The sequence below is a fragment of the Alphaproteobacteria bacterium genome (genome assembly GCA_017308135.1).
Lineage (GTDB): Bacteria > Pseudomonadota > Alphaproteobacteria > CACIAM-22H2 > CACIAM-22H2 > Tagaea.
Genome location: JAFKFM010000006.1, coordinates 735,233 through 761,430 on the forward strand (window position 1 = coordinate 735,233; position 26,198 = coordinate 761,430).

At 64.7% G+C, this 26,198-nt stretch carries 26 protein-coding genes; 17 read left to right on the forward strand and 9 right to left on the reverse strand.

The genetic code is table 11. From position 1 onward, the window contains the following. Positions 1-97: 97 nt before the first annotated feature. From J0H39_03960 to rfbD, 6 genes are all read left to right on the forward strand, one after another. Positions 98-1,042 carry an NAD(P)-dependent oxidoreductase gene (locus J0H39_03960; GenBank protein MBN9495888.1) on the forward strand — a complete coding sequence of 315 codons (945 nt, stop codon included), beginning with the start codon at positions 98-100 and terminating at the stop codon, positions 1,040-1,042. Continuing rightward, positions 1,039-1,566, forward strand: coding sequence for a dTDP-4-dehydrorhamnose 3,5-epimerase (rfbC, locus tag J0H39_03965; GenBank protein ID MBN9495889.1), 528 nt, complete (start codon positions 1,039-1,041; stop codon positions 1,564-1,566). Before J0H39_03960 ends, rfbC begins: the two co-directional genes overlap by 4 nt. Before the next feature lie 70 nt (positions 1,567-1,636). Beyond that, positions 1,637-1,900, forward strand: a complete 264-nt coding sequence (locus J0H39_03970; protein MBN9495890.1) for a bacteriocin — start codon at positions 1,637-1,639, stop codon at positions 1,898-1,900. Between the two features lie 41 nt (positions 1,901-1,941). Further along, positions 1,942-2,820: a glucose-1-phosphate thymidylyltransferase RfbA gene (rfbA, locus tag J0H39_03975; GenBank protein MBN9495891.1), complete on the forward strand. Its 879-nt coding sequence runs from the start codon at positions 1,942-1,944 to the stop codon at positions 2,818-2,820. A gap of 2 nt (positions 2,821-2,822) precedes the next feature. Then, the gene (rfbB, locus tag J0H39_03980) at positions 2,823-3,875 is read left to right on the forward strand and encodes a dTDP-glucose 4,6-dehydratase (GenBank protein MBN9495892.1); all 1,053 of its coding nucleotides are present in this window, start codon (positions 2,823-2,825) and stop codon (positions 3,873-3,875) included. A gap of 2 nt (positions 3,876-3,877) precedes the next feature. Continuing rightward, positions 3,878-4,762: a dTDP-4-dehydrorhamnose reductase gene (rfbD, locus tag J0H39_03985; protein MBN9495893.1), complete on the forward strand. Its 885-nt coding sequence runs from the start codon at positions 3,878-3,880 to the stop codon at positions 4,760-4,762. On the opposite strand, the gene J0H39_03990 is transcribed toward rfbD, so the two are convergent. Beyond that, positions 4,749-6,644: a polysaccharide biosynthesis protein gene (locus tag J0H39_03990; GenBank protein MBN9495894.1), complete on the reverse strand. Its 1,896-nt coding sequence runs from the start codon at positions 6,642-6,644 to the stop codon at positions 4,749-4,751. The genes rfbD and J0H39_03990 overlap by 14 nt on opposite strands. A 92-nt stretch (positions 6,645-6,736) precedes the next feature. On the opposite strand from J0H39_03990, the gene J0H39_03995 reads away from it, so the two are divergent. Beyond that, on the forward strand, positions 6,737-7,702 hold the full coding sequence (locus J0H39_03995; protein MBN9495895.1) for an aldo/keto reductase: 966 nt from the start codon (positions 6,737-6,739) through the stop codon (positions 7,700-7,702). Here the strand turns inward: J0H39_03995 and J0H39_04000 are convergent. Next, positions 7,699-8,826: a DegT/DnrJ/EryC1/StrS family aminotransferase gene (locus J0H39_04000; GenBank protein MBN9495896.1), complete on the reverse strand. Its 1,128-nt coding sequence runs from the start codon at positions 8,824-8,826 to the stop codon at positions 7,699-7,701. The two genes, J0H39_03995 and J0H39_04000, sit on opposite strands and share 4 nt — an antisense overlap. A 110-nt stretch (positions 8,827-8,936) precedes the next feature. On the opposite strand from J0H39_04000, the gene rfbF reads away from it, so the two are divergent. The 10 genes from rfbF to J0H39_04050 all read left to right on the forward strand — a co-directional run bounded on the left by rfbF (position 8,937) and on the right by J0H39_04050 (position 17,973). Beyond that, complete coding sequence (gene rfbF / locus J0H39_04005) at positions 8,937-9,707, forward strand: glucose-1-phosphate cytidylyltransferase (GenBank protein ID MBN9495897.1); 771 nt, start codon at positions 8,937-8,939, stop codon at positions 9,705-9,707. Beyond that, positions 9,704-10,114 (forward strand): nuclear transport factor 2 family protein, encoded by a 411-nt coding sequence (locus J0H39_04010; protein MBN9495898.1) that lies wholly within the window; start codon positions 9,704-9,706, stop codon positions 10,112-10,114. The genes rfbF and J0H39_04010 overlap by 4 nt, the downstream gene beginning before the upstream one ends. Continuing rightward, on the forward strand, positions 10,111-10,707 hold the full coding sequence (locus J0H39_04015) for a GNAT family N-acetyltransferase (GenBank protein MBN9495899.1): 597 nt from the start codon (positions 10,111-10,113) through the stop codon (positions 10,705-10,707). The genes J0H39_04010 and J0H39_04015 overlap by 4 nt, the downstream gene beginning before the upstream one ends. A 129-nt stretch (positions 10,708-10,836) precedes the next feature. Then, positions 10,837-11,598 (forward strand): IclR family transcriptional regulator, encoded by a 762-nt coding sequence (locus tag J0H39_04020; protein MBN9495900.1) that lies wholly within the window; start codon positions 10,837-10,839, stop codon positions 11,596-11,598. 49 nt (positions 11,599-11,647) lie between these two features. Beyond that, positions 11,648-12,574 carry a hydroxymethylglutaryl-CoA lyase gene (locus J0H39_04025; protein MBN9495901.1) on the forward strand — a complete coding sequence of 309 codons (927 nt, stop codon included), beginning with the start codon at positions 11,648-11,650 and terminating at the stop codon, positions 12,572-12,574. Positions 12,575-12,576: 2 nt separating this feature from the next. After that, a complete protein-coding gene (locus tag J0H39_04030) occupies positions 12,577-13,788 on the forward strand; it encodes a CoA transferase (GenBank protein MBN9495902.1) in 1,212 nt (403 codons plus the stop codon). Between the two features lie 165 nt (positions 13,789-13,953). Next, on the forward strand, positions 13,954-14,967 hold the full coding sequence (locus tag J0H39_04035) for a TRAP transporter substrate-binding protein (GenBank protein ID MBN9495903.1): 1,014 nt from the start codon (positions 13,954-13,956) through the stop codon (positions 14,965-14,967). Between the two features lie 72 nt (positions 14,968-15,039). After that, the gene (locus J0H39_04040) at positions 15,040-15,555 is read left to right on the forward strand and encodes a TRAP transporter small permease (protein MBN9495904.1); all 516 of its coding nucleotides are present in this window, start codon (positions 15,040-15,042) and stop codon (positions 15,553-15,555) included. A 12-nt stretch (positions 15,556-15,567) separates the two neighbouring features. Then, positions 15,568-16,869 (forward strand): TRAP transporter large permease subunit, encoded by a 1,302-nt coding sequence (locus tag J0H39_04045; GenBank protein ID MBN9495905.1) that lies wholly within the window; start codon positions 15,568-15,570, stop codon positions 16,867-16,869. Positions 16,870-16,998: 129 nt separating this feature from the next. Then, positions 16,999-17,973: a TAXI family TRAP transporter solute-binding subunit gene (locus J0H39_04050; GenBank protein MBN9495906.1), complete on the forward strand. Its 975-nt coding sequence runs from the start codon at positions 16,999-17,001 to the stop codon at positions 17,971-17,973. Here the strand turns inward: J0H39_04050 and J0H39_04055 are convergent. The 7 genes from J0H39_04055 to J0H39_04085 all read right to left on the reverse strand — a co-directional run bounded on the left by J0H39_04055 (position 17,963) and on the right by J0H39_04085 (position 26,182). Further along, the gene (locus J0H39_04055; protein MBN9495907.1) at positions 17,963-19,213 is read right to left on the reverse strand and encodes a glycosyltransferase family 4 protein; all 1,251 of its coding nucleotides are present in this window, start codon (positions 19,211-19,213) and stop codon (positions 17,963-17,965) included. The two genes, J0H39_04050 and J0H39_04055, sit on opposite strands and share 11 nt — an antisense overlap. Then, on the reverse strand, positions 19,210-20,490 hold the full coding sequence (locus tag J0H39_04060) for an oligosaccharide flippase family protein (GenBank protein MBN9495908.1): 1,281 nt from the start codon (positions 20,488-20,490) through the stop codon (positions 19,210-19,212). Before J0H39_04060 ends, J0H39_04055 begins: the two co-directional genes overlap by 4 nt. Beyond that, positions 20,487-21,713, reverse strand: coding sequence for a glycosyltransferase family 4 protein (locus tag J0H39_04065; protein MBN9495909.1), 1,227 nt, complete (start codon positions 21,711-21,713; stop codon positions 20,487-20,489). The genes J0H39_04060 and J0H39_04065 overlap by 4 nt, the downstream gene beginning before the upstream one ends. A gap of 2 nt (positions 21,714-21,715) precedes the next feature. Next, entirely contained in the window at positions 21,716-23,476 is a 1,761-nt protein-coding gene (gene asnB / locus J0H39_04070; GenBank protein ID MBN9495910.1) for an asparagine synthase (glutamine-hydrolyzing), read from the reverse strand. Between the two features lies 1 nt (position 23,477). After that, positions 23,478-24,212, reverse strand: a complete 735-nt coding sequence (locus tag J0H39_04075; GenBank protein MBN9495911.1) for a class I SAM-dependent methyltransferase — start codon at positions 24,210-24,212, stop codon at positions 23,478-23,480. After that, the gene (locus tag J0H39_04080) at positions 24,209-25,363 is read right to left on the reverse strand and encodes a glycosyltransferase family 4 protein (GenBank protein MBN9495912.1); all 1,155 of its coding nucleotides are present in this window, start codon (positions 25,361-25,363) and stop codon (positions 24,209-24,211) included. Before J0H39_04080 ends, J0H39_04075 begins: the two co-directional genes overlap by 4 nt. Positions 25,364-25,432: 69 nt before the next feature. Continuing rightward, a complete protein-coding gene (locus tag J0H39_04085) occupies positions 25,433-26,182 on the reverse strand; it encodes a class I SAM-dependent methyltransferase (protein ID MBN9495913.1) in 750 nt (249 codons plus the stop codon). Positions 26,183-26,198 lie beyond the last annotated feature (16 nt).

Sequence of the window (26,198 nt, forward strand, 5' to 3'; positions counted from 1 at the left end):
GGGAAATTCTTATCCCGACTATCGCCCGAAGCCCCATCACTTGCCAAGTGAACGGACCTGACTTAGACCCAAGCGGACTTCTCGGGAAGGGACGAAAATGGCGCAGAAAACGCGGATTCTCGTGACCGGCGGTGCGGGCTATTTGGGCTCCACCATGGTGCCCGCCATGCTCGATGCGGGCTATGCGGTGACGGTGCTGGATAATTTCATGTTCAAGCAGGCGCCGCTCGCCCATGTCTGCGCGCATCCGGATTTCGACATCGTGCGCGGCGACGCGCGCGACGAAGCCGTGCTGAAGCCGCTGGTCGCCAAGGCCGACGTGGCGATCCCGCTCGCCGCCCTGGTCGGCGCGCCCTTGTGCAACGCCGACAAGATCGGCGCCGAGACGATCAATCTGGGGGCGGTCAAAACGCTGCTGAAGCTGTTGTCCAAAGACCAGCGCGTGCTGATGCCGATCACCAATTCGGGCTATGGCGTGGGCGACAAGGGCAAGGAATGCACGGAAGACAGCCCGCTGCGCCCGATCTCGCTTTACGGCACGACGAAGGTGGATGCGGAAAAGGCGGCGTTGGATCGCGGCAATGCGATCTCGTTCCGCCTTGCGACCGTGTTCGGGATGAGTCCCCGCATGCGCATCGATCTGCTGGTCAATGATTTCGTGCATCGTGCGGTCACCGATCGCGCGGTCGTGCTGTTCGAGCCGCATTTCAAGCGCAACTATGTGCATGTGCGCGACGTCGCGCGCGCTTTCCTGCACGGTTTGGCGCGCTTCGATGCGATGAAGGACCGGCCTTATAATGTCGGCCTGTCGGACGCCAATCTGTCGAAATGGGAGCTCTGCGAGCGCATCCAGAAACACGTGCCCGGCTTCGTGTTTATGGAAGCGCCGATCGGCGAGGACCCGGACAAGCGCGACTACATCGTGTCGAATGCGCGCATCGAAGCGACCGGCTTCAATCCCGCCCATTCGCTCGACGACGGCATCGTCGAGCTGATGAAGGGCTTCAAGATGATCCGCAACACGGTTTACGGCAACGTATGAACGTCACCGAACTTTTGCTGCCCGGCGTCAAGCTGATCGAGCCGCGCGTCTTCAGCGACCATCGTGGCCATTTTCTGGAAACTTGGAACGCGCAGCGATATGCCGAGATCGGCATCGGCCCGTTCGTGCAGGACAATCTGTCGCGTTCGGTGCGCGGCACGGTGCGTGGGCTTCATCTGCAAAACGATCCCAACGCGCAGGGCAAGCTCGTCCATTGCGTCGCCGGGGCGGTGTGGGACGTGGTGGCCGAAGTGCGCAAGGGCCATCCCCATTTCGGCAAATGGCTGGGCGTCGAATTGACCTCGGACAACCGGCGCCAGTTGTGGGTCCCGCGCGGCTATGCCCATGGTTTCGCGGTGCTCAGCGACGTCGCCGATTTCGCCTATAAGGTCGATGCGCCCTATAGCCCCAAGGACGAAGTCACAATCCGCTGGGACGATCCGGCCCTGAAAATCGACTGGAAGATCGATCCCGGGACCGTTTTGCTGGCCTCGCGCGACGCGTCGGCGCCTTTTTTGGCCTAAGACTCGCCTTTTTCGCGGATTTGGGTTGAAATCCGGCGCCCTGGAAGAAATCCGGGGGGAGGGAGTCCGGATGAAACCGATCAAGATCGCGGCCGTTGCGGCGGCCAGCCTGACACTCGCGGGGTGCTACATGCCCTCGCGCCAGGAAGCCTTTACCGGCGGTGGGGCCCTGGCGGGCGCCGTCATCGGCTATAATTTCGTCGTCGGCGCGCCCGGCGTGACCACGGCGGCGATCGCCGGGGCCGCGGTCGGGGCCGGGGCCGGCTACGTGATCGAGCGCTATACCCGCCCCGCACCGCCGTCGTCGACGCCCGCCGGCGGGACGATGCAGTAAGCGCTTGATAGGCAAGGCCCCTTCGCCTAAACCCGGCGTCCATGGGCCGTAAGGGAATCATTCTGGCGGGGGGTGCGGGCACGCGTCTGCACCCGTCGACATTGGCGGTCAGCAAGCAATTGCTGCCCGTCTACGACAAGCCGATGGTCTACTACCCGCTCAGCACGTTGATGCTGGCGGGCTTGCGCGAGATCCTGCTGATCTCCACGCCGCAGGATTTGCCCGCATTCAAGCGCGTGCTGGGCGACGGGTCGGCTTATGGCATCGAGCTCACCTATGCCGAACAGCCCAAGCCCGAAGGCCTCGCCCAGGCGCTGATCATCGCGGAGAAATTCCTCGCCGGTGCGCCGTCGGCGCTGATCCTGGGCGACAACGTCTTCTACGGCGAAGGGCTTTCCAATCGCCTTCAGGCGATCGCCAAGCGCGACGCGACGGGTGCCACGGTCTTCGCCTATCAAGTGCGCGATCCCGAACGCTACGGCGTGGTCGAGATGGACGCGAACGGCAAGGCGCTGTCGATCGTCGAAAAACCCAAGGCGCCGAAAAGCAATCTCGCCGTCACCGGGCTTTATTTCTACGACGGCACGGCGCCCGCGCGCGCCAAAACGCAGAAGCCGTCGCCGCGCGGCGAGTTGGAGATCACCGATCTCAACGCGTCGTACCTCGTCGAGAACACGCTGACGGTCGAAACCTTGAGCCGGGGCACGGCGTGGCTCGATACGGGCACGCAGGATTCGCTGCTCGATGCCGCGAATTTCATCGCCGCCGTCGAACGTCGCCAAGGTTTGAAGATCGGCTGCCCGGAAGAAGTCGCGTGGCGCCAAGGCTGGATCGATGCCGATCGCCTCGCGGCCCTCGCCGAACCTTTGCGCAAATCGGGCTATGGCGATTATCTGCTGCGCTTGATCGGGCGCGCGTGACGATGGGCACGATCCTCGTCACCGGCGGCTGCGGCTTCATCGGCTCGGCATTCATTCGCTTGGCCTTGCGCGACGCCGATACGCGCATCGTCAATGTGGACAAGCTCGGCTACGCCGCGAACCCCGAAGCGCTGGAGGGAGCCGCGCAGAATCCGCGCTACGCCTTCCACAAGGCGGATATCGGCGACCGTGCGGCCATGCAGGGTATCCTCGCCAAGCACAAGCCCGACGCGGTGGTGAATTTCGCGGCCGAGACGCATGTCGATCGCTCGATCGACGGGCCGCTCGCCTTCATCGAGACGAATGTCGGCGCCACGGCGCGCCTGCTGGTCGAGGTGCTGGAATATTGGCGCGGGCGCGGCTCGCCCGCCGATTTCCGCTTCCTGCATGTCTCGACCGATGAAGTCTTCGGCGCGTTGGAACCCGACGACGAACCCTTCCGCGAGACCACGGCTTACGCGCCGAATTCGCCTTATGCGGCCAGCAAGGCGGCGTCCGATCATCTGGTACGCGCGTGGTTCAAGACCTATGGCTTGCCGGCACTGATCACGAACTGCTCCAACAATTACGGGCCGTGGCAATTCCCGGAGAAGCTGATCCCGCTGATGATCGCGAAAGCGAAAGCGGGCGAGAAGCTACCGGTCTATGGCGACGGGCAGCAGATCCGCGATTGGCTGTATGTCGAAGATCATGTGCGCGGCCTCAAAGCCGCACTCGAAAAGGGCAAGCCGGGCGAGGTCTACGCCTTCGGCGGCGGGGCGGAACTCGCCAACCTGACGATCGTCAAAACGATCTGCGCGCATATCGACGCGAAGCTGGGCGTGCCGATGGAAGGCCCGCGCACGCGGCTGATCGAATATGTCGCCGACCGGCCCGGCCATGATCGCCGCTACGCGATCGACGCGGCGAAGGCGATGCGCGAACTCCGCTGGGCGCCGCAGCACGATTTCGAATCGGGCCTCGCCGCGACGATCGATTGGTATCTCGCCGCCGGCGATTGGCTCGGGCGCATCAAGGCGGAGCGCTACGCGCTGTCGCGCCTCGGGACCGGCTGACGATGCGCGTGCTCGTCCTTGGCGGCGACGGGCAAGTCGGCCGCGCGCTAAGCGAACGGGCGGATAAGGCCGAACATCAGGCGATCGCCTTCGGGCGCGATGCGGTCGATGCGACCGACGAGACCGCGATCCGCGCGGCGATCGATACGACCGATGCGCAAGCGCTCGTCAACGCCGCCGCTTATACGGCCGTCGACAAAGCCGAAAGCGACGAAACGGCGGCCCATAAGCTCAATGCCGAAGCGCCCGGCCTGCACGCGCGAATCGCGGCCGAAGCGAGCATTCCCTATCTCCATATCTCGACCGATTACGTTTTCGCGGGCAACGGAACCGCACCCTATAAGGAAAGCGATCCTTGCGCGCCGCAATCGGTCTATGGCCGCACCAAGCGCGCGGGCGAAATCGCGGCATGGCAAGCGGGCGGACGGGTGGCGATCCTGCGCACGTCGTGGGTGTTCGCGCCCTGGGGCAATAATTTCGTGCGCACGATGCTGCGCCTTGCTGCGACCAAGCCGGAGCTGCGCGTCGTCGACGATCAGCGCGGCGGACCGACCTCGGCGCTCGACATCGCCGACGCGATCTATCGCATCCTGCCCAAGCTCGCCGATCCCGCGCAAAAAGACGCGACCGGCGTCTTCCATTTCCAAGGCCGCCCGGCCGTCACCTGGGCCGCTTTCGCCGATGCGATTCTCGACGAAGGCGCCAAGCACGGTCATAAGCGCCCGCCGATCGTGAGGATCACGACGGCCGAATATCCCACGCCGGCCGCGCGGCCCGCGAATTCGGTGTTGGATTGCGCGCGTTATTCGCGCGTGTTCGAAGTGGCCCCGCCGGATTGGCGCGTGGGCCTCGCGGACGCCGTGCCGGCGTTGCTCAAACTTCTTTGAATTCGGGCACGAGCTTTTTCAGCATCGCGCGCACGGCTTCGTGATCGCCGTTGCGGGCGACGATCTCCAACTCCGCCAAGGCGATGCGTAAACGCTCCAGCGCGTCGAGTTCGGGGCGCGCGAGCAGGATGCCCGGTGTGGCGGTGGGCGAGGGTGCTTCGTCGCCGTGGAACAATTCCTCGTCCAGCTTCTCGCCGGGGCGCAAACCGGTGAACACGATCTTCACGTCGCGGTCGGGGCGCTTGCCGGCAAGGCGGATCATGCGCCGGGCAAGATCCTGGATGCGCACCGGTGCGCCCATTTCCAGCACCATGATCGCGCCGACCGACGGGCCGTTCGCGGCGGTGGCCAGCACGCTCGCTTGCAGGACGAGCTCGCAGGCCTCGCGAATGGTCATGAAATAGCGGCGCACGTCGGGATGCGTGACGGTCAGCGGACCGCCGGCGGCAAGCTGTCGCTGGAACAACGGCACGACCGAACCCGACGAGCCCAGCACGTTGCCGAAGCGCACGGTCACGAATTGCGTCGGGCTTTGGGCCGCGTCCAACGCTTGGCAAAGTTTCTCGGCCAAGCGCTTGGTGGCACCCAAAATATTCGACGGGTTGACCGCCTTGTCGGTCGAAATCATCACGACCGCGCGCGTCCCCGAAGCGATCGCCGCGTCGGCGACGTTGCGCGTGCCGATGGCGTTGGTGAGCGCGCCTTCGGACGGATTGTCCTCCAGGATCGGTACGTGTTTGAGCGCCGCCGCGTGGAACACGATCTCCGGCTTCTCGGCGGCGAACACGCTCGCCAGGCGCTGCGGGTCGCGGACATCGGCCATGATGCCCACGCGCTTCACCTCGGGCCAAGTTTCGGCGAGCTCGCGGTCGATCGTGTAGAGCGCGTGTTCGGCGTTTTCGATCAGCGCGAGCTTGGCGGGGCCGCGCTGCGCGATCTGGCGCACGAGTTCCGCGCCGATCGAGCCGCCGGCCCCGGTCACCAGCACGCGCTTGCCGCGAATGAGGCCATCCATCGCCGGGCGGTCGAGCACGCGTTGCGGCCGGCCGAGCAGATCTTCGATCGCGATGGGCGCCGTGGCGGTCGCGTCCGCGTCGCCGGACAGGTCGTTGATGCGCGGCAGGCGAACGGCGGTCATGCCCAGGCTGTCGGCCGTATCGACCAAGGCTTCCAGCGCTTGGCCTTCGATATGCGGGGCGGCGACGACCAAACGCTGCGGCCCGCGCCCCTTCGCCTTCATCGCCTGCACGATTTCCGGCAAGCGGTCGAGCGAGCCCAAAATTTCCACGCCGCCGATGCGCCGCCCGGTGCGCGTGTTGCCGTCATCGACGATGCCCATCACGAAATAGGGCGCGCGGCGGCGGCGGCGATTGGCCTGGATGAACAACTCGGCGCCGTCATTGGCGCCGACGATCAGCACGGGCACTTGATCGTCGCGCGGCGCGCCGGCGACGAGGTTCAAATTCCCTTCGCGCACGGCACGATAGAGCAAGCGCGATCCGGCGATGAAGGCGAAGAGCACCGTCCACACGATGAACAGCGCCGAACGCGGCATGGCCCCCAATCGCTGCCACAGGAACATCGCGGGCAGGAACAGCAGCACGGCCAGCGTGACCGCGCGTGCGGCCAGCAGCAAATCTTCGACGCCCGCGTAACGCCACACGCCGCGCGGCAAGCCGGTCAGGCTGAAGGCGATTCCGGCGGCGAGGGCGAAGACCGCCGCTCCGCCCCAGATGAACTCGCCGGGATAGTCCCACAGATCGTCGCCCAGGCGCAGATACAGCGCCGCGACGAACGCCACGGCCGCCAGGCCGATATCGATCGCCATCGACAAGCGCACGCGGTCGAACCGCGACAGGAAAGTGCCGGGACCCTTGGCCATATCGGGCTCTTGCGTAAACAAGCCCGTCCGATTTGCCAAGGGAATTGCGGCACTTGGCCTTTCCGGGCGGGCGTTTTAGGGTCGGACCCGTGATGCAAAAACGCGCCCTTGGCCGTACCGGCCTGTCCGTCTCCCCCATCGGCTTCGGCGCCTGGGGGATCGGCGGTTTCGTGCCCGGCGCTTCCTACGGCAAAACCGACGATGCGGTGTCCAAGGCCGCGCTACGCCGGGCTTTCGACCGTGGGATCGATTTCGTCGATACCGCCCCCGCCTATGGCGACGGACATTCGGAGGAATTGATCGGCGAAACCCTGGCCGACATGCCGCAAGCCGATCGCGACCGGATCGTGGTTGCGACCAAGGCGGGGCAAACGCGCTTCGCCGATCCGGTCGATTTCTCGCCCGAAGCGATCAAGGCATCGGCCGCTTCATCGTTGAAGCGGTTGCGTCGATCGGCGATCGATCTATTGCAGCTCCATAACGCGACGCCGGAATTGCTGCGCGAACGGCCGGAGATTTTGGGCGCGCTGGAGGATTTGCGCCGTGCTGGCACGATCCGCGCCTGGGGGTTGTCGATGAAGTCGCCGGCGGAAGCAAAAGCCGGGATCGAAGAATTCGCCGCCCCGGTGGTGCAGGCGAATTACAACGTCATCGATCATCGCGCGGCCGATTGCGGCCTGTTCGATGCGGCGGCGAAAGCGGGGGCGAGCGTCATCGCGCGCACGCCGCTGGCCTTCGGGTTCCTCAGCGGCAATCTGTCGGCCGACGCGGTGTTCCCCGACGGCGACCATCGCCGCCAATGGCCCAAGGAACGCTTGGCGCTGTGGGCGAAGGCGGCGCGCGAATTCATCGGCGATATCGCCGCCCGCGAACAGCAAAGCCTCGCCCAGATCGCGTTGCGCTTTTGCTTGTCGCGGCCGGAGGTGGCCACGACCATCCCGGGCATGTTGCGGCCGGAGGAAGCGGACCTCAACGTCGCAGCGGGCGAAGCCGGCGCGCTGCCGGCCGCCGATCTCGACCGGATCGCGCGCGACTACAAGGCCTCCGCGTTCGCCTAACGCACCAGCGGGACGACTTTGTCCTTCACCGTCGCGATCACTTGTTCGATATCGGCATCCGGCATGCCCGGCCACAGCGGCAGCGTGATTTCGCCTTCGCCCCATTCGTAGGACACGGGGAAGGAGGCGGGCGTGAAGCCGTACTTCTCGCGATAGTAGGTCAGCGTCGGGACCGAGCGATAATTCACCGTCACCGGCACGCCCGCTTCGTTCAACGCCGCGATCGCCGCGTCGCGTTGCGCGGGCTTCACATGGATCGGGAACAAATGCTCGGCCGACACGCTGCCCTTGTCGAGCTTGGCGAGGCGGATCGGCAGATTGGCGAAAGCGTCGCGATAGCGATCCGACAACGCCGTGCGCGCGGGCAGGCGTTCGCGGATCGTCGCGATCTGGTTGGGCAGCAACGCCGCGAGCAGATCGGGCAGATTGGCCTTCACGCCCAAGCGCGCCATGTCCCAATGCCGGTACTGGCCCGATTTGAAACGATCGGCGGCGATGGCGCTCATGCCGTGCAGGCGCGTCTGCTGCAACTTGCCGAACAGATCCGCGTCGCTGGTGACCATCGCCCCGCCTTCGCCGCAGGTGACGTTCTTGGTCGCATAGAACGAGAAGATCGCGAGATCCGAATGCTTGCCCGGCGGTTCGCCGTCGCGCGTGCCCTCGAAGCAATGCGCGCAATCTTCGAGGATGCGCACGGATTTGGGCAACGCGGCGCGCAGGCCCTTCATGCCGCACATCTGCCCGTACATATGGACGGGGATGACGAGCTTGGTGTTCTTGGTGACGGCCTTCGCGGTCAACTCGGGCGTCATCAGCAGCGTGTCGGGATCGACATCGACGAAGACGGGCTTGGCGCCGACCAGCTCGACCATATTCGCCGTGGCGATAAAGGTTTGCGCGGGCACGATCACTTCGTCGCCCGGGCCGATATCCATGGCGAGGAGGGCGGCGAGCGCCCCGTTGGTCCAGGAATTGACCAGCAGCGCATGGGTTTGGCCGAAGAATTCGCAAAGCTGCGCCTCGACCTTTTTGCCGACACCGCCCGAGGTCAGGAACGGCGTGTCGAGAACTTCCGCGATCCCCTTGGCGTCGGCCGAGGACAGGCCGTGACGGTAGAACTGCATGGCGCACTCCGGAAATGACCGCTTCTTGTCGGCAGGATGGGCGCGGAAGTCAACAGAGGCTAGAATCCGCCGGGTTCGATTCGGGAGACGCGAAAATGGCCATCGCCGATATGGAAGCCGTCATCCTCGCGGGCGGGATGGGCACGCGGCTGCGCGAGGAAACCGATATCCGCCCCAAGCCGATGATCGAGATCGGCGGGTTGCCGATCCTTGTGCACATCATGCGGATCTATCGCCGCTTCGGGGTGAAGCGCTTCATCGTGTGCCTGGGCTACAAGGGCAACGTGATCCGCGATTACTTCGTGAATTACCGGCTGCACAACGCCGATCTCGAGATCGACCTTTCCACCAGCGCCGTGCGCGTGCTGGGCGACGTGGCGCCGCTCGATTTCACCGTCACGCTGGTCGAGACGGGGGCCGACGCGCTGACCGGCAGCCGGATCGCGCGGGCGCTCAAACATGTGCGCGGCGACACGTTCTTCGCGACCTATGGCGACGGTGTCGCCGATATCGACATCGCGTCGCTGCTCGACACGCATACGCGGTCGGGCAAGCTTGGCACCGTCACGGCCGTGCATCCGCCGTCGCGCTTCGGCGAGATCGATATCGAAGGTCACGAGGTGCGCACCTTCCGAGAGAAGCCGCAAATCGCCGAGGGCTGGATCAATGGCGGCTTCATGGTCTTGCGCAAAGCCGCACTCGCTTCCATATCGCCCGAAGACGGGGCGCGCAGTTTGGAAGTCGATGTCTTGCCCAAACTCGCCGCCGGCAATCAACTCGCCGTGCATCGCCATGGCGGGTTCTGGCAATGTATGGATACGTATCGCGATATGACTCTTCTCAACGAAATGTGGGCATCCGGGAAGGCGCCGTGGGCATGACGATGGAACAAGCGACCGAGAAACTGATTCGCGACTATTACGCCGCCTTCAACGCGCAGGATTGGAACGGCATGCTGGCGCTGCTGACCGACGATGTGGCGCACGATATCAGCCAGGGCGGGCGCGAAATCGGGCGCGACGCGTTCAAGGCGTTCATGGCGCATATGGATACGAGCTATCGCGAGAAGGTGCGCGAATTGGTCGTTATGGTCGCCGCCGGTGGTGCGCGCGCCGCCGCGGAATTCGAGCTCGACGGCGAATATCTCAAGACCGACGGCAATTTCCCGCCGGCCAAGGGCCAGCGTTACACGTTGCGCGTGGGCGCGTTCTTCGACGTGAAGGGCGGCAAAATCGCGCGCGTGTCGAACCACTACAATCTCAAGGACTGGCTGGCGCAGGTCAAATGAGCCTCGCTTTCCAAGTCCTGTCCGGGGCTTCGGTCGAAAGCGTCGTGCCCGATCTCGCGCGGTTGCGCGTGACCGTATTCCGCGACTGGCCCTATCTCTACGAAGGCTCGCTCGACTACGAGCGCAAATACCTCGCGAAATACGTCAAGCTGCCGCGCGCCACGATCGTTATCGCCAAGGACGGCGACGCGATCGTGGGGGCGTCGACTGCCTTGCCGTTGACCGACAGCGAAGCCGAACTGCAAAAGCCGTTCGTCGATGCGGGCTTCGATCCGGCGGATGTCTACTATTACGGTGAGTCCGTGCTGCTCGCCGAATATCGCGGCCAGGGGGCGGGGGTGCGTTTCTTCGTCGAACGCGAGAAGCGCGCGCGCGATCTCGGTTTCAACCTCGCCACGTTCTGCGGTGTGGTGCGCCCCACGGACCATCCCGCCCGTCCCGCCGATTACGTGCCGCTCGACGCGTTCTGGACCAAGCGCGGGTTCAAGCCGCGCCCCGATCTGACCGCCTCGTTCGAATGGCTCGATCTCGGCGACACGGCGCCGACGCATAAGCCAATGGCCTTTTGGACCAAGGATTTGGCCAAGGCCTGACCCCAGCGGCCTTCGCAGTTGCAAAAAATTCTTCGCACGCGCGGTATGTGGTTGTTGACTCGGGACTGCATACAGGATGATGCTGGAGATAATCCCTCCGCATAATAGAACGCAGTTCTGACAGGTAGAATGATCGTTCCGATGTCCTATATCGACGTACCGCCCCCCGCCGCCGCCACCGCTCCCGCCCCGAAACCGAACCGCGACAAAGAAGGCGTTGCCGCCGTCGGCCGGGCGCTGGCCATCGTCGCCGCGTTCGACGAGCGCAGCCCGCGCCTCACGCTGGCCGAACTCGCCAAGCGCACCGGTCTCTACAAGAGCACCATTCTGCGTTTGTCGGTGTCGCTCGACCGCGCCGGATTTCTGACCCGCGATTCCGATGGCGCCTTCCGCATCGGGCCGGCCGCGCTGAAGGCGGGCCATCTTTATCAAGCCGCGTTCAAGCTCGGCGACGTGGCGTTGCCCGTCCTGCGCAAGCTGGCCGAAGAAACCGGCGAGACCGCATCGCTTTATGTGCGCGAGAAGGACGTGCGCGTCTGCTTGCATCGCATCGAATCGACCCACGTCGTGCGTTCGATCGTACGCGAAGGCGACCGCCGCCCGCTGGGCAAGGGCGCCACGGGCAAGGCTTTGCTCGCCGCCGAAGGCCAAGGGCCGGAATACGACAAGCTGCGCGCCGACGGCTACATCACGTCGCTGGGCGAAGTAACGCCGGAAAGTGCCGCGATCGCCGTTCCGGTTTACGGCGCCGAAGGCCGCGTCGTCGCCGCGATCGGCTTGTCGGGGCCCACGCAGCGTTTCGCCGCGTCCGCGATCGACACGATGGCCGCCACATTGAAGCGCGCGGGCGCGGAGCTTTCGCGCCTGCTGGGCGGGGCGGCGCCCAGCTAATCGGCGCCGTCGCGACCCGACCCAAATAAAAAAAGATTGGGGAAATGCCATGACGACGAACATCACCATCAGCGAGGTGGGCCCGCGCGACGGGTTGCAGAACACCAAGATCTTCATGCCGACCGCGGCGAAGAAGCGCTGGATCGCGGCGCTCGCCGCCGCCGGTTTGCGCGAGATCGAAGTGTGTTCCTTCGTCAATCCGAAGCTGATCCCGCAATTCGCGGACGCGGCCGAGATCGCCGAATTCGCGATGACGATTCCGAATATCCAGGTCGTCGCCCTCGTGCCCAATCTGAAGGGTGCCGAGCGCGCCGCCGAAACGGGCGTGCATAAAATCTCGCTGCCGATTTCGGCGAGCGAAGCGCATTCCAAATCCAATGTGCGCAAAACCGTGGACGAGCAAGTCGACGAGCTGAAGCGCATCGTCGCGTTGCGCGACGCTCTGCCCGCCGGGCGCAGGATGGAAGTGAATGGCGGCATTTCGACCGCCTTCGGCTGCACGCTGCAAGGCGAAGTGCCGCAGGCCGACATGCTGCGTTTGGTCGAGCGCATCGCCGCGACGGGCGCGGACACGATCTCGATCGCCGATACGGTCGGCTACGCCAACCCCAAACAAGTGCGCGAGATGTTCGTCGAAGCGCGCAAGATCGCGGGCCCGAAACTCGACGCGGCGCATTTCCACAATACGCGGGGCTTGGGTCTCGCGAACTGCATGGCGGCCTTGGAAGCGGGCGTGACGGCACTCGACTCGTCGATGGCCGGTTTGGGCGGCTGCCCCTATGCGCCGGGCGCTTCGGGCAACGTCATCACCGAAGATCTCGTCTTCATGCTCGAAGCGATGGGCTATTCGACCGGTGTCGATTTCGACAAGCTGATCGAAGCGCGGCGCATTCTGGAAGATGCGTTGCCGGGGGCCGAGTTCCACGGCCATCTCGCTAAAGCGGGTCTGCCCAAAGGGTTCAAGGAAGCGGCATAACGATGTCGAAGAGCCAAGGTCCACAGCCCCTCGCCGGGCTGAAGGTCGTCGAATTCGTGCATATGGTGATGGGGCCGAGCTGCGGCTTGGTGCTCGCCGATCTCGGCGCCGACGTCATCAAGGTTGAACCTGTACCTGCCGGCGACAATACGCGCCGTCTGGGCGCATCGGGGGCGGGGTTCTTCGCCACGTTCAACCGCAACAAGCGTTCGCTGGCGATCGATATGAAATCGCCCGAAGGCTTGGCGATCGTGCGCAAGCTCGTCGCCGATGCCGATGTGGTGACCGAGAATTTCCGCCCGGGTGCGATGGACAAGCTCGGCCTCGGCTATGACGAATTGTCCAAGACGAATCCGAAGCTCGTCTATTGCTCGCTCAAAGGTTTCCTCGACGGGCCCTACGAGCATCGCACAGCGCTGGACGAAGTCGTGCAGATGATGGCGGGGCTTGCCTACATGACCGGGCCCGCCGGGCGGCCGTTGCGCGCGGGGACTTCCGTCAACGACATCATGGGCGGCATGTTCGCGGCGATCGGCATTCTGGCCGCCATTCACGAACGCCAAACGACCAGCAAGGGCCGTTACGTGAAATCCGCGCTGTTCGAGAATTGCGCGTTCCTGATGGCGCAGCATGTCGCGCAATATTGCGTGACCGGTGTCGCCCCGCCGCCGATGGCGGTGCGCCGCGCGGCCTGGGGCGTCTACGACGTGTTCGATACCGCCGATAGCGATCAGCTCTTCTTGGCCGTCGTCTCCGACACGCAATGGGGGCCGTTCTGCGACGAATTCGGTCTCGCGGATTTGAAAGCCGATCCCGCACTCGCCACCAACAACCAGCGTTGTGCCGCGCGCGACACGATGCTGCCGGTCATCCAAGCCGCGGCGAAGAAATGCACGAAGGCCGAATTGCTGGCGAAGGCCGAGAAGCTCGGCATTCCTTACGCGCCGATCGGCAAGCCGGTGGACCTTCTGGACGATCCGCATTTGATCGCCAGCGGCGGCCTCGCCGAAGTGACCAATCCCGACGGCAAAAAGATACGCATTCCCGCTTTGCCGATCAGCTTCGATGGCGAGCGCCTGCCCATACGCCGCGATCTGCCGGGCATCGGCGCCGATGGCGGCGCGGTCCTGCGCGAGATGGGAATTGCCCCGGCCGAGATCGAACGCCTGATCGCGTCCGGCGTTGTGAAGGTCGAAACGTCGAATAATCGTTGACGATTCGTCAACGTTATCCTAGCTTCCCAGGCAACAAATCAGGGACTAGGCTTTTCGTCATTGGAACCGGCATGCTGGCTGCATGAACGGCTCGGCCGTATCCGTAGGGTGCGGGCGAACCGTGCCATGACCGCCGACACCGGAATCACAGGGAGTCGTGAAAAGATGAAGATCACAACCGTTTCGCGCCGCAATTTCCTCGCCGGCACGGCCGCCGCCGTGGCCCTTCCCGTTCTCGGCATGCCGATGATCGCGCGCGCCCAGGCGCGCTGGAAATGGGATCTGCCGGCCGGCTATCCGGCGACGAATTTCCACTCCGCCAATCTCATCCAATTCGCCAAGGACGTGAAGGACGCGACCGGCGGCCAGCTGGAAATCACCGTCCATGCCGGCGCTTCGCTGTTCAAGGTGCCGGAAATCATGCGCGCGGTCCAAACGGGCCAGGCGCAGATGGGCGAATTGCTGATGGTCGTCATGGAGAACGACGACGCGATGTTCGGCGCCGATAACGTGCCGTTCCTCGCCACGTCCTATCAGGCGGCGCGCCGCCTCGCCGATCTGCAACTGCCCTATATCGAAAAGCGCCTGACCGCGCGCGGCGTGCGTCACCTCTTCTCGGTGCCGTGGCCGCCGCAAGGCTTCTACAGCCCCAAGGCGCTGAACGTGCCCGACGATCTCAAGGGCCTGTCGTTCCGTTCCTACGGCGCGTCGGCCGGCCGCTTCGCCGAACTCGCCGGCATGCGCGTCACCACGGTTCAGGCCGCCGAACTCGTCCAGGCGCTCGCCTCGGGCCGCGTGAACTCGATGATCTCGTCGGGCGCCACGGGCTTCGATTCGAAGATCTGGGAACACATCAAGTTCTACTACGACGTCCAGGCTTGGCTGCCGAAGAACATGACGATGGTCAACGCGCGCGCTTGGGGCCAGTTGCCCGCCAGCGTCCAGACCGCCGTCACCCAAGCCGGCAAGGTCGCCGAAGCGCGCGGCTGGGCGGAATCCCAGCGCCTCGATCGCACCTTCCTGGAAGCCTTCGCCAAGAACGGCATGACGGTTTCGGAACCGTCGCCGGCGTTGCGCGACGGCTTCAAACGCTGGGGCGAAGACCTGTCGAAGGGCTGGCTGGAGCGCGCGGGCGCCGATGGCCAAGCGCTGTTCAACGCCTTCCGCACCGCGTCCTAACGCGGATCGCGGAAATCGGGCCGGCGGGGTAACCCGCCGGCCTTTTTCTTTCGACTTGAACGACGACGGATCATGCGCCGCGCTCTCGATCTTCTCTACGAATCTTCCGCCTGGCTTGCCGGATTGTCGATGCTGGCGATCTTGATCGTCACGCTGATCCAAATTCTGGGCGGCGTTTCCGACATTTTCCTGCGCGGCACCGATGCCTATGCAGGCTACGCGATGGCCGCCGCGTCGTTCTTCGCATTGGCGCATACGCTCAAGCGCGGCGAACATATCCGCGTGACGCTGATCCTCCAGCGTCTGCCGCTCGGCGTTCGCCGCGTCATGGAAATCTTGTGCCTGGGGATCGCCGTGCTGATGACCGGCTTCTTCGCCTGGTACGCCTGGGACATGGTCTATTGGTCCTGGGAATTCGAAAGCCGTTCCGACGCGATGGATGCGACGCTGCTGTGGATTCCCCAGCTGGCGATGTCGATCGGCGTGACGATCCTGTGCGTCGCCTTCGTCGACGAATTCGTCCAGGTCCTCGGCGGGCGCGAAATCCGCGAGAGCGATCTTTCCGCCGACCAGCAGCACACGGAATAAGGTAAGCGCGCCATGGAAAATCTTTGGATCGCGGGGCTGTTGATCGTCCTGCTGTTCGTCATCCTCGGTTCGGGCGTGTGGATCGGCGTCGCGTTGCTGGCCGTCGGCTGGGCGGCGATGGAAATGTTCACCAGCCGCCCGGTGGGCGCGGCGATGGTGACGACGATCTGGGGCTCGGCCTCGTCCTGGACGCTGACCGCCCTGCCGATGTTCATCTGGATGGGCGAAATCCTGTTCCGCACGCGGCTGTCGGAAGACATGTTCAAGGGTTTGGCACCGTGGATGCAGCGTCTGCCCGGGCGCCTGATCCACACCAACGTCATCGGCTGCACGATCTTCGCGGCGATCTCCGGCTCCTCCGCCGCGACTTGCGCCACGATCGGCAAAATGTCGATCCCGGAACTGCGCAAGCGCGGCTATCCCGAAGGCATGATCGTGGGCAGTCTCGCAGGGTCGGGCACGCTCGGCCTTCTGATCCCGCCGTCGCTGATCATGATCGTCTACGGCGTGCAGACGAACACTTCGATCGCGCAATTGTTCATCGCGGGCGTGATCCCCGGCCTGACCCTGGCCGGGCTGTTCATGCTGACCGTGATGATCTGGGCGCTGATCGAGGGCAAGAACGTGCCCGGCGCCGATATGTCGCTGTCGTTCCTGCAGAAAATCTACGCCGCACGGCATTTGATCCCGTCGGTGGCGCTGATCGTGATCGTGTTGGGCTCGATCTATGCGGGCTTCGCGACGGCGACCGAGGCGGCGGCCGTGGGCGTGGCCGGCGCGCTGATCGTTTCGACGGTCCAAGGCGACATGAACTGGAAAGTGTTCAAGGAAAGCCTGATGGGCGCGACGCGCCTTTCCTGCATGATCGCGCTGATCCTGTCGGGGGCGGCGTTCCTCACCCTCGCGATGGGGTTCACCGGCCTGCCGCGCCATCTGGCCGAGTGGATCGATTCGCTCAATCTCTCCTCGGGCATGCTGATCGTCGTGTTGACGATTTTCTACGCGGTCCTGGGGTGTTTTCTCGACGGTATCTCGATGGTCGTGCTGACCATGGCCGTGGTCATGCCGACGATCGAACGCGCCGGTTTCGACCTGCTCTGGTTCGGCATTTTCATCGTCATCGTCGTGGAAATGGCCCAGATCACGCCGCCCGTCGGGTTCAATCTGTTCGTGCTTCAGGGCATGACCGGGCACCAGATCACCTATATCGGCAAGGTCGCCTTTCCCTTCTTCCTGATGATGTGCGTGATGGTGGCGCTGCTGGTGTGGTTCCCTGAACTCGTCACATGGCTGCCCCAGCAAATGGTGGGATGACGCGGCGGCGATGCTCCGCTAAATAGAACAAGCGGGAGTTCCCGGAGGGCCGGGCGTACTCCTTGTCGGTTCGGGCGGGGGATGTCTTTAAGTCGGCGCCGGTTTTTGGCGGGAACGGGGGGGGCCGGTTTGGCGGCTCTCGGGGGCGGATTCTGCCCAAATCCCGCTTCCGCCCAGGACGCCAAATTTTTCCGCATCGCCTCGGGCCCCACGGAATCCAGCCTTTTTCAAGCCGGTACGCTGATCGGCCAAGTCGTGTCCTCGCCGCCGGGGGCGCGCGATTGCGCGCGCGGCGGGTCCTGCGGCGTGCCCGGCATGATCGCGGTCAACCAGACCACGGCGGGCTCGCTCGCCAATCTCGAATTGCTGACCACGGGCAAGATCGACTCGGTGCTCTGCCAATCCGATCTCGCCTATGCCGCCTTCACCGGCAAAGGCCCCTGGCGGAACAAGCCCGCCGCCGCCGGTTTGCGCGTCCTCGCCTATCTTTATCCGGAGACGCTGCATCTGATCGTGCGTAGCTCGGCCAAGATCGGCGATCTGCGGGGCTTGCGTGGCAAGCAGGTGTCGCTGGGCGAGCGCGAATCGGGCACGGCCAATAACGCGCGCTCGCTGCTCGCCGCCGCCGGGGTGCCGGAACGCGATCTGCGCGCGCAATATCTCAAGACCGCCGAAGCGATCGAGGCGATGAAGGCGGGCAAGCTCGACGCGTTTTTCGAAACGGCGGTCGTGCCCTCGTCGCTGGTGCGCGAACTCGCCGCCGATCAGGACATCACGCTGCTGCCGCTGGGCGGTCTCGTCGCGCGGTTGCGCCAGGAATTGCCGTTCCTGACCGAAACGACGATCCCCGCCGACGCCTATCCCGACACGCCCGAAACCAAAGCGGTGTCGGTCGGTATTTTGTGGGTGGTCAACGAATCGCTGGCCGACGCGACCGCGCAAGGTCTGGTTCGCGCCTTGTGGCACCCCAATAACCGTCGCGCGATCGATAACAACGAACGTCTGGGCCGGTTGATCCGCCCGGAATCGGCGGCCGACGGCTTCGGCCTGCCGCTGCATCAAGGCGCCTTGGCGTATTACCAGAACGCCGGGCTTACGCGCTGATCCCGAGTTGCGCGTCGAGCCACGCGGTCAAGCGCGCCCCGTAATGTTTCCAGGTGAATTCTTCGGCGCGCGCGCGTGCGGCCACGGCCATCCGCGCGCGTAGATCCGGATCGCGATGCAGGATGCGCAACCGCTCGACGATCGCGTCGACGTCGCGCACGGGGACCAGGAATCCTTCCATGCCGTCGCGCACGACCGAACCCGTATTGGGCGTGCACACGACCGGCAACCCGGACGCCAGCGCCTCGTAGCTCGCGAAGGCCGAGCCTTCATGCAGCGACGGGTACGCGAACACGTCGGCCGTTTGGAACAACGTGTGGACTTCGTGGAACGGCACATGCGGCACATGCCGGAACACGCCCGCATAGGGCGCGAAGGCGGACGGATCGCCGGCGAGCTTGCCCACGCAGACGAGTTCGAGGCCGGGAATATCCGCGCGCTTGGCCGCTTCCAGCAGATATTTGATGCCCTTGCGCTGCGACAACCCGCCGACGAACAGCACGCGGAATTTACTGTCCGCCACGCGCGGGGCGGGGCGGAAGCGGTTGGTATCGACGCCATAGGGCAGCACGAACACGCGCGCAGCCGCCACGCCGCGCGCGGTGAGCGTGTCGCGCACGTAATCGGACGGCACGATCACGCGATCGGCCTCGATCGCTTCGCGGCGGCAAATCTCGATCACGCGTTGGGGCGGCAGTGGCAGCGTTTCGGCGAATTCGGGGGCGGCTTTCGCTTCCTGCGCGAAAACCTCCAGCCCCGCCTCGATATGTCCGATGACTTGATTGAGGATCGCGAGCGATCCCACGCTTTGCGCCGCGCGCTGGGCCTTTAACGCCGAGGAGTCATGGCCGATCACGAAACGCGGGCGTTCCCGGCGCACCCGTTCGGCGAATTGCGCGTCGAACACCTCGTTGCGCCAAGCGATCGCCTCGAGCTGACGCGCCGCCGAAAGCTTCAGGCGCGTCGAGGCGAGATAGACGATCTCCGGCACGGGCAGGAAATCGACGCGGGCCGGATCGACGCCGGGATGCGAGCGGCGTTTGAGTTCGCGTTCGATCTTGGCGCGGATCGGCCCCGGCAGCAGGCCCGACAACTTCGGCAGCAGGCCTTTGCCGGTCCAGAAAATCCCGGTCTCGAAACGCGCGTCGTAGCCTTGCGCCTGCAACGCCGCGACGAGTTGATAGGCGAGGTGGTTGGACCCCGGATGGCCGATCAGGCCCGTGGCGTCGCCGCGTTTCATTTGCGCAGCAATCGGCGCATGGCCGCGAAATCGTCCTGCGTCGGGCGGAACAGCGGCAGCAGCTTCGCCTCGATCGTCGTGCCCAACGTCATCGCCATGACGACCATCGCGACCACGTTGGCGACGACCATCGCCCAAGCGGCACCCTCCAGGCCTAAGCTCGGCAATAACAAAGCCAAGGCGCCGGCGGCACCGATCAGGCCGATCAATTCCGCGCGGCCGATCGACAGCGAGCGGTCGAACGCGTTCAGCGCCTGGATGAACATCAGCTTGGCCGCGAAGAAGGGCAGGCCGATCAGCATGATCTGGCTGATCGTGGCGCTGCGATAGAAGTTCTGGCCGAAAATCAGCGGGACGAGGAATTCGGCGAGGATGGCGAGCGACACGGCACTCGCCGTCGACATGACCATGGCCAGGCGCAAATAAACGCCGAAGATGCGCAGCTTTTCTTCCTTGTCGGGGGCGGCGCTGATCTTCGGAAACGCGATACCCGCGATCGTGTTGACCAGAATCATCGGCCCGTTGGCGACGGTCAGCGCCACGGCGTAAAGCCCCAGATCGTGCGCCGACAGGAAAATCGCGACCGCCGCCTGATCCACGCGCTGGCGCGCGGAATTGACGATCTCGCCCACATGCACGCGCATACCGTAGCCGAGCAGGCCTTTGGCGGCGGCGAAATCGGGCTTCCACGAAACCCAACCTTTACGCCACAGCCAGAAGAGGCCGACGATTCCCGACAGCGCCGTGCCCGCGACGAAGGCGAAAGCGAAGCCGTTCACGCCGATATTGCCGGTCGCCCATAGCAGCAGGATGAAGCCGAGATAGCCCGTGCCGACGAGCAAGCGCACGACGTTCCAGCCTTTGATGTCGAGATGGCCTTGGAACATCGTCGCGACGAACAGCGCGAACAGATAGATCGGGATATAGGCGACGATATAGAGGTCGATCGTCCCTTCCAGCCGCGCGGACTCGCCGACCAGCGCGAAGGGAATGACGAAATAGCCGACGACGATCAGCACCGCCGACAACACGGCGCCCAGGAACATGATCGTCGCGAACAGCGTTTTCGGCGCGGCCGAGCGCGTCGCCGCGCGATAGAGCAGCGCGTCCGAAAGCGCCAGAATGCCGAACTCGATCAGCAGGCCCGGCCACAGCAGGATTTCGGCCAGTTCGCCGCGTCCTTCGGGCCCGAGCAAGCGCGCGGCCAGCAGCCCGGTCAGAATATTGACGACCTGGATGATCGCAGTCGTCACGAAGGACCAGGACATATCCTTCATGGCGCGATCCGCCCCGGCAGCACGTGCGCGAGGGCCGCGCGGATACCGGCGACGTCCTCGCGATAGCTCCAGCGCTCGACGATTTCCAGCGAGCGTTTGCCGTAAGCGGCGAGCCTGTCCGCGTCGCTCAAAACGTCGGTCAACGCGCGCGCGAGATCGTCGACGTCGTCGCTACGGAAGATCGCCCCGTTCTCGCCCGGCCGGCACAAATCCGGCGCGGCGCCGATCATGTCGGAGCAGATCACGGCTTTGCCCGCACACATCACTTCGTTGACGACCAGGCCCCAGGCTTCCTGGCCCGAGGGCAACACGAACGCGTCGCAAAGATCGTAGCAGGCGGGCAATTCGTTCTGGCGCTTGAAGCCCAGGAACTTGACCGATCCTTCGGGAAGTTCGCGTGCGAGAGTTTCCAACTCGGCGCGCTGCGGCCCGTCGCCCGCGAAGGCGAGAACGGGATCGCGCAGGGCCGGATTGGCACGGATCTTCGCGAAGGCGTCGAGCAACAGGCGCGGGCGCTTGCGCTCGATCAGCTTGGCGACGAACAGCACGACCGGCCGGCCTTCTTCGATGCCAAGCTCGCGTTTGAACGCGGCGCGGTTCTTCGCGGCTTCCTGCGCTTGCGCCTTGAAGCGGTCGTTGTCGACCGCATAGGGCACGCTGAATATGTCCTTGGGATCGACGCCGTGCTCGACATAGTAACGCTTGTTGAGTTCGCCGATGGCGAGATAGGCGTCGATGCCCAGTTTGAACGCCTCGAAGAAGGCGCGCTTGGCGAGGCGCTTGAGGCCCGAGCGCTGGGCCGAGATCGGCGTCGCCTCGTCGCGGATCATCACCTTGACGCCGCGCTTCTTGGCCGACGCAATCGCCGCCCAATGGCTGACATGGGCGTAGCCGTGAATCCACAGCGCGTCGAATTGCCCGCGATCGAGTTCGCGCGCGAACCCGCGCGACAGCGGGCGCCACAGCGTGAGCGGCTCCAGCACGCCCGCCGGCGGCTGCTTGTCGAGGCGGGCGAGCGTGGTCGAGCGGTAACCTTCGAGCAGCGGCACGTCCCAATCGATCAACTGTTTGAAATCACCCGCCACGAACGGCCGCGTCGTGAAATCCGTGCCGAAGAAGGCTTCGAATTCGATATCGGGTTGGGCCGCCATCATCCGCAGCAAGGGCGCCTGGTACGGGATCGGATGCGTGACCAGGTAGGCGAGCCGGATTTTCTTGCCCATGGTCAGACGAACGCCCGATGGACTTGATGCGCCCAGCCGCGAAGCCCGCGTTGTGCGGCCTCCGGCGCGCTATCGCCCATCAGCCATTCGCGCACCGGCACGACGAAGCCGGTTTTCGGCCGGTCGAGGATTTCGGGCGGCAAGGGCGGTTGGGGCGTGGCGCCGAGGTCGCGCTTGCCCGGCGCATCCGCACGGTTCAAGGCGGGCGCAATCTTGGCCAAGAAAACGGGATCGACGAAGGGCACGCGAATTTCTATCGACTGCGCCATGCCCGCCCAATCGGAATCGCGTAACAGGCGATCGCGCATATAATTGGCGATCTCGAGCGCCGAGACTTTCAACCGTCCCGCGTGTAGCCGGTCGAGGCCCTTGTCGAGCGACCGGGGCAGATCGAGTGCCTCCAGCCCTTCGCGGGCGAGCTTGGCGCCCAGAATTCCTTCGATTTCCCAGGGCATGAACAAGGCGCGGCGCAAAAGATACGCCCCTGCGTAGCTGGCACCATATTCCAGCAGCCCGGCATATTTGGGCGAGGTGAGTTTGCCGATCCAACCTTGGGTGAGGGCGCGGAAGGCGCCGCCAAACATCGCAAACGGGGCGGTGCGCGCGACCAAGGAGGGTATCTGGCCGAAGCCGGGATAGCCCGCGAACACCTCGTCGCCGCCCAAGCCCGACAGCGCGACTTTCAAGCCCGCCTGCTTGGCGGCGCGGGCGACGAAATAGGTGTTGATGCCGTCCACGCTCGGCTGGTCCATCGCGGCGAACAGATTGTCGCGTTCGGCCGCGAACGCGTCGCGGCCGATCCAGATCGTGCGGTGGTTCGTGCCGCGCGCCTTGGCGAACTGCTCGGCCAACACGGTCTCGTCGTTCTCCGTGCCGCGATAGGCATCGAAGCCGAGCGTCACGGTGTCGAGCCGGCCCGCGATGGTTTCGGCGGCGATACCCGCCAGCACGGTCGAATCGATTCCGGCCGACAGGAACACGCCGACCTTCACGTCGGCGATCATGTGATGCGCGAGCGTATCGACGACGGCGCTGCGAAGATCGCTGGCTTCGCCCGCGCCCCGCAACGCTTCGACCAGATCGAAGTACGGCTTCTGCTTTCCTTGGCCGCGCGCATCGACCCACAGCGACGTACCGGCGGGCAGCGCCACGATGCCGCGATACAGCGTATGCGGATCGGGCACATGGCCCCAGACGAAGAACCCGGCATGGCCCGCCGGGTTCGGCGTCGTGTCGGGCGCGTCGGCCGCGAGCAGCGCCTTCACTTGGCTGGCGAAGCGGATCGTGCGCCCGTCATCGGCCAGGTAGAGCGGCTTGATCCCGAACGGATCACGCACGAAAAACATGCCGCCTTTTTCGGGATCGAAGATCGCGAAGGCGAACATGCCGCGCAACGCGGCGACGGTCTTCTCGGGCCCGCGCCGCGCATAGAGGTGAAGGATCACCTCGGTATCTGACTCGGTCGCAAACTGCGCGCCTTCCGCGATCAACTCGTCGCGCAAGGCGCGGTAATTGTAGATCTCGCCGTTGAAAACGATATGGAGGCCGGTCCCGGCAAGCCGCATCGGCTGGTCGGCGATCGAGCGCAGATCGATGATCGACAAGCGGCGATGGCCGAAGCCCACGCGCCCGTCATCGGAAAACCATTCGCCGGTCCCGTCGGGCCCGCGCACCGCCATCGCGTCGCGGATCGCAACCAATTCGCCCCGTCTTACGCGGGGGGCGTCGGGCGCGTAGGCGAAAATGCCGGCGATGCCGCACATGTCACTTGATCGCGACGGCGTAGAGGTTTTGCGTCAGCACCTTGTGCTCGCGCGAACCGGTTTCGACCGCCAGATAGAAGCGCAACGCGGCGCGGATCGCGCACCAGAGCACACCGCGGATCTTGCTTTTCAGGCCGTGCGCGGCCGGCGGGTCTTCGTAGCTGTCGACCGAACGCCAGCCCGACGCCAGGAACAACTGCGCGAGGCTTTCCGGCGTGAAGGCGATCTCGTGCGTCAGGTCGGAATAGATCATCAGCGTGCCGAAGGGCGAAGCCCCGTTGGGCACGTGGAGGATCAATCGCCCGCCGGGCTTCAACACGCGATGGATCGCGTCGACCGTGTCGAGGATTTCGTCGCGCGTGAGATGTTCGAGCACGTCGAACAGGATCACGGCGTCGAGGCTGTCGTTCTGCGTTTCGCGCAAGGCCGATTGCAGATCGCCTTCGCGAATGCCGTCGATGCCGAGCTTGCGCGCGGCGGCGACCTGGGCGGGCGAACCGTCCACGCCCTGCATATTCGCGTAGCCCGCTTTGCGCGCGAAATGCAGCAAGGCGCCGTGGCCGCAGCCCAGTTCCAAAATCTTCGCCGCGCGATCGGCGGGGAAATGCTCCGCGATCAGGCGGTTCAAATGCGCCGCACGCGGCGCCAAGCCATCGACCGTGTCGGGCGCCAAGGGCGCGTTGGTCGCGGAGGTATAGTGCTGATAGATGCGCTTGCGCAGACGGTCGCTGGTCATGCGGCGGCTTTCCGCTGCGTGAAGCGTTCCAGCAAGCGGCCTTGCTGTTCGACGTAACGCTCGAACGCGAACACCTTCTCGACCGTGCGAATGCCGGCTTGGCCCATGCGCGCGCACAAGGCGGGATCGGCGGCGAGCTTGGCGATGGCGGCGGCGATCGCGTCAATATCCAAGGGCGGCAGCGCGAAGCCGCAGGGATCGTCGGCCAGAATCGCTTCGGGCGAACCGTCTTCGTTGCCGCACAGGAACGCCGTGCCGCAGGACGCGGCTTCGATCAAACCGAGCGGCACGGCCTCGCCCCAGCCGGGGCCGCCGCGCGCGATCAGCGTGGCGAGGTCGGAGGCCGCGTAAAGGATCGGCAGATGTTCCTGGGGGGCGCGGCCGGTGAAGCGCACTTGGTCGCCCAAGCCCTTCTCGGCGGCATAGGCTTCGAGATCGGCGCGATCGGCACCGGAACCGACGATGATATAGATGAGGCGCTTGTCGCCGAGCTTCGCCATCGCATCCATCGTCTGGCGCTGGCCCTTGTTGGGCGGCAGCAGCATCGCGGCAACGGTGGTCATCACGAATTTATTGGCGAGGTCGGTCCAGCCGTAATGCTTGGCGAGTTCGGCGCGCGCGGCCGACTTTTCCATCGGCTTGAAGTAATGCACGTCGACGGGATCGTAGAGCAAGCCGCTGGGCGGCACCTTGTCGCGATATTTGGGCATCCAGTCGATCGTGTAATTGCAATCGGCGATGACGAGATCGCAGGCCTGGAATGCGGCTTCGCGCAAGCGCGGCAGCTTGGTCAGGATGTCGATGTTGTAGACGTTTACGGTGAAGGGCGTGCCCGACAGCTTTTTGACGAGCCAGCCCAGCCCCGCGAGATAGACATGGTTGAGCATCACCAAATCGTAACGCCCGCGCGCGGCGATCGCTTCGCGCACCAAGGTCGCGACCGCTTTCAGGCGATTCTCGAAGGGCAGCTTGCGATGCGCCAAGCCGGGCGCGAGCAATTTGCCGTCCGTCTGTTTGTCGATCGATACGATATCGGCGTCGTGGCCCAGGCGTTTGAGCGCTTCGATCTGATAACGGCTATAGGTCGCGATGCCGCCATAGCCTTCGATGTCGAAGCCGAGAAACAGGATGCGCATGGGGCCCGAATTCAAATGGATCTTCCGGCCCATGTAACGGCCGGTGGGAAAGCGATATTCCCTTTGCGGGACGGGAAGATAGCCCTACTTCGTGGCGACCGCCAGGAAGGTCTGGCTGAAAATCGCGTCACGGCCGGTTTCGCCGGTTTCGGCGGCCAAGGCTAGGCGCAAAACCGCTCGCAGCGCGGCCCAGAGAACGGCCCGGACGGAACTTTTCAGGCCATGGGCGACCGGCTTGTCCTCGTAGCAGCGCACATCGCGGAAATCGCAGACCAGCAGCAGCTGTTCGATGGATTTGCGGGTGAACGAGCCCGTCGCCATGAAATCCCAATAGCGCACGCGGCCGGCGAACAGCGCCTCGCCGTTGGGCAAATGCAGGATCCAGCGCCCGCCCGGCTTCAGCACGCGGCGCACTTCGTCGGCCAGCTTCATCTGCGTGGCCGGATCGAAGTAATGATACAGGTCGAACAGCACGACGACGTCGTAGGTCGCGTCCGGCGTCGCCGCCAATTCGGCCATCAGATCGCCTTCGCGCACGCCTTCGATGCCCAAAGTCTTGGACATCGCGACCTGCTCGGGGCTCGCATCCACGCCGATGAAATTGGCGTAGCCCGCGCGGCGCGCCGCCCACACGACCGCCCCGTGGCCGCAGCCAAGGTCGATCCCGGTGATCGTCCGGTTCGCCGGGAAATGCTCGGCGATCAGCTTGTCGAGGAACGGCCGGCGCCGGTCGAGATTGGCGGCGGCGTCGGAAACGGCGCCATGGGTGGAGACATAGCGCTGCAAAACGCGGCGGCGCCAATCGGTGGCGGGGTTGCTGGAAGATTCGGACATGCTGGTTACTCCAACG

Coding starts and splice junctions, on each gene's coding strand:
- J0H39_03960 (MBN9495888.1), top strand. CDS start 98: ATGGCGCAGAAAACGCGGATTCTCGTGACCGGCGGTGCGGGCTATTTG.
- rfbC (MBN9495889.1), top strand. CDS start 1,039: ATGAACGTCACCGAACTTTTGCTGCCCGGCGTCAAGCTGATCGAGCCG.
- J0H39_03970 (MBN9495890.1), top strand. CDS start 1,637: ATGAAACCGATCAAGATCGCGGCCGTTGCGGCGGCCAGCCTGACACTC.
- rfbA (MBN9495891.1), top strand. CDS start 1,942: ATGGGCCGTAAGGGAATCATTCTGGCGGGGGGTGCGGGCACGCGTCTG.
- rfbB (MBN9495892.1), top strand. CDS start 2,823: ATGGGCACGATCCTCGTCACCGGCGGCTGCGGCTTCATCGGCTCGGCA.
- rfbD (MBN9495893.1), top strand. CDS start 3,878: ATGCGCGTGCTCGTCCTTGGCGGCGACGGGCAAGTCGGCCGCGCGCTA.
- J0H39_03990 (MBN9495894.1), bottom strand. CDS start 6,644: ATGGCCAAGGGTCCCGGCACTTTCCTGTCGCGGTTCGACCGCGTGCGC.
- J0H39_03995 (MBN9495895.1), top strand. CDS start 6,737: ATGCAAAAACGCGCCCTTGGCCGTACCGGCCTGTCCGTCTCCCCCATC.
- J0H39_04000 (MBN9495896.1), bottom strand. CDS start 8,826: ATGCAGTTCTACCGTCACGGCCTGTCCTCGGCCGACGCCAAGGGGATC.
- rfbF (MBN9495897.1), top strand. CDS start 8,937: ATGGAAGCCGTCATCCTCGCGGGCGGGATGGGCACGCGGCTGCGCGAG.
- J0H39_04010 (MBN9495898.1), top strand. CDS start 9,704: ATGACGATGGAACAAGCGACCGAGAAACTGATTCGCGACTATTACGCC.
- J0H39_04015 (MBN9495899.1), top strand. CDS start 10,111: ATGAGCCTCGCTTTCCAAGTCCTGTCCGGGGCTTCGGTCGAAAGCGTC.
- J0H39_04020 (MBN9495900.1), top strand. CDS start 10,837: ATGATCGTTCCGATGTCCTATATCGACGTACCGCCCCCCGCCGCCGCC.
- J0H39_04025 (MBN9495901.1), top strand. CDS start 11,648: ATGACGACGAACATCACCATCAGCGAGGTGGGCCCGCGCGACGGGTTG.
- J0H39_04030 (MBN9495902.1), top strand. CDS start 12,577: ATGTCGAAGAGCCAAGGTCCACAGCCCCTCGCCGGGCTGAAGGTCGTC.
- J0H39_04035 (MBN9495903.1), top strand. CDS start 13,954: ATGAAGATCACAACCGTTTCGCGCCGCAATTTCCTCGCCGGCACGGCC.
- J0H39_04040 (MBN9495904.1), top strand. CDS start 15,040: ATGCGCCGCGCTCTCGATCTTCTCTACGAATCTTCCGCCTGGCTTGCC.
- J0H39_04045 (MBN9495905.1), top strand. CDS start 15,568: ATGGAAAATCTTTGGATCGCGGGGCTGTTGATCGTCCTGCTGTTCGTC.
- J0H39_04055 (MBN9495907.1), bottom strand. CDS start 19,213: ATGAAACGCGGCGACGCCACGGGCCTGATCGGCCATCCGGGGTCCAAC.
- J0H39_04060 (MBN9495908.1), bottom strand. CDS start 20,490: ATGAAGGATATGTCCTGGTCCTTCGTGACGACTGCGATCATCCAGGTC.
- J0H39_04065 (MBN9495909.1), bottom strand. CDS start 21,713: ATGGGCAAGAAAATCCGGCTCGCCTACCTGGTCACGCATCCGATCCCG.
- asnB (MBN9495910.1), bottom strand. CDS start 23,476: ATGTGCGGCATCGCCGGCATTTTCGCCTACGCGCCCGACGCCCCCCGC.
- J0H39_04075 (MBN9495911.1), bottom strand. CDS start 24,212: ATGACCAGCGACCGTCTGCGCAAGCGCATCTATCAGCACTATACCTCC.
- J0H39_04085 (MBN9495913.1), bottom strand. CDS start 26,182: ATGTCCGAATCTTCCAGCAACCCCGCCACCGATTGGCGCCGCCGCGTT.